The following is a 1,341-nucleotide window of genomic DNA, read 5'->3' as shown; positions in this document are numbered from 1 at the left end:
TAATAAGGCTCGGTAGCTCAGTCGGTAGAGCAGAGGACTGAAAATCCTCGTGTCGGCGGTTCGATTCCGTCCCGAGCCACCATTTATTTTAATAAAATACGCCGGCTTAGCTCAATTGGTAGAGCAACTGACTTGTAATCAGTAGGTTGGGGGTTCAAGTCCTCTAGCCGGCACCATGTAAGTTTCGGAGGGGTAGCGAAGTGGCTAAACGCGGCGGACTGTAAATCCGCTCCTTCGGGTTCGGCAGTTCGAATCTGCCCCCCTCCACCATTTACATAGGGGCATAGTTTAAAGGTAGAACTGAGGTCTCCAAAACCTCCAGTGTGGGTTCGATTCCTACTGCCCCTGCCAAAATATATTTACACAACATGGCGGTTGTGGCGAAGTGGTTAACGCACCGGATTGTGGCTCCGGCATTCGTGGGTTCGATTCCCATCAGTCGCCCCATTTTTATTTTAAAAATTACAAATAATCTAATGGATACTTACATATAATTAAGTAAGAATTCGATGGGCTATAGCCAAGCGGTAAGGCAACGGACTTTGACTCCGTTATGCGCTGGTTCGAATCCAGCTAGCCCAGCCATTTTTGCGGAAGTAGTTCAGTGGTAGAATACAACCTTGCCAAGGTTGGGGTCGCGGGTTCGAATCCCGTCTTCCGCTCCAATAAAACTTTATATGGCGGCATAGCCAAGTGGTAAGGCAGAGGTCTGCAAAACCTTTATCACCGGTTCAAATCCGGTTGCCGCCTTTTCTTTTGTGCCGATGTGGCGGAATTGGCAGACGCGCACGACTCAAAATCGTGTTCCTTCGGGAGTGTCGGTTCGACCCCGACCATCGGTATCATGAACGGCGTAAAAAGCTCTATACAATTAGTATAGAGCTTTTTTGTTTTCTTTTCATTACATGACAAAATAAGCAGAAAAAATATTGTATATACAATATTTCTTTCGAGTACTCTAGAGAGAATTTCTCCACCCCGGTGACATGAAGTTAAATCCGATACCACCAGTAGATATTAGTACACTATCAACGGTTAAGTTTGTAACCTCTAAAAACTTCTTTTCAAACCCTTCTCTGTTGTACTTATACATAGTTGAGTGGCACGCCCACATATGCGTTGAAGTACTTAACCAGTCCCCTAAATCTTTTAATTCAGGGAACGACTCAAATTGAATTGGTTCATCTAATTTCATGAATCTCACTTGATAGATAGTTGGGTTTAACTTTTCTTCTATCCCTTTAAGACTATGTGCTTTTTTCTCATTTGAATGTGTCATAATTCTCCCTCTCTCTTTTCTTCAAATTTTCCCCTATTTTTATTATACAACAATAGAAAGTA

General features: G+C 43.3%; 1 protein-coding gene and 9 tRNA genes. 9 read left to right on the top strand and 1 reads right to left on the bottom strand.

Going from position 1 to position 1,341, the window contains the following annotated elements:
* The first annotated feature begins 6 nt into the window (after positions 1 to 6).
* From ACQGS6_RS28605 to ACQGS6_RS28565, 9 genes are all read left to right on the top strand, one after another.
* A tRNA-Phe gene (locus tag ACQGS6_RS28605) sits at positions 7 to 82 on the top strand.
* Positions 83 to 100: 18 nt separating this feature from the next.
* Positions 101 to 176, top strand: a tRNA-Thr gene (locus ACQGS6_RS28600).
* Between the two features lie 10 nt (positions 177 to 186).
* Positions 187 to 270: transfer RNA gene (locus ACQGS6_RS28595), tRNA-Tyr, on the top strand.
* Positions 271 to 277: 7 nt separating this feature from the next.
* Positions 278 to 351: transfer RNA gene (locus ACQGS6_RS28590), tRNA-Trp, on the top strand.
* A gap of 20 nt (positions 352 to 371) precedes the next feature.
* Positions 372 to 447, top strand: a tRNA-His gene (locus ACQGS6_RS28585).
* 63 nt (positions 448 to 510) lie between these two features.
* Positions 511 to 585: transfer RNA gene (locus ACQGS6_RS28580), tRNA-Gln, on the top strand.
* Positions 586 to 590: 5 nt separating this feature from the next.
* Positions 591 to 665, top strand: a tRNA-Gly gene (locus ACQGS6_RS28575).
* Positions 666 to 679: 14 nt separating this feature from the next.
* Positions 680 to 750 (top strand) — tRNA-Cys (locus ACQGS6_RS28570).
* Positions 751 to 760: 10 nt separating this feature from the next.
* Positions 761 to 842 (top strand) — tRNA-Leu (locus tag ACQGS6_RS28565).
* A 116-nt stretch (positions 843 to 958) separates the two neighbouring features.
* Here ACQGS6_RS28565 and ACQGS6_RS28560 read toward each other — a convergent pair.
* Positions 959 to 1,279 (bottom strand): DUF3884 family protein, encoded by a 321-nt coding sequence (locus tag ACQGS6_RS28560; RefSeq protein WP_000149817.1) that lies wholly within the window; start codon positions 1,277 to 1,279, stop codon positions 959 to 961.
* Positions 1,280 to 1,341 lie beyond the last annotated feature (62 nt).

Origin of the sequence: Bacillus sp. GMs2/2, assembly GCF_050172095.1 — a bacterium.
Lineage (GTDB): Bacteria > Bacillota > Bacilli > Bacillales > Bacillaceae_G > Bacillus_A > Bacillus_A cereus.
The sequence above is the reverse complement of the archived record's forward strand: the minus strand, read 5'-3'. Positions and strand labels throughout refer to the sequence as shown.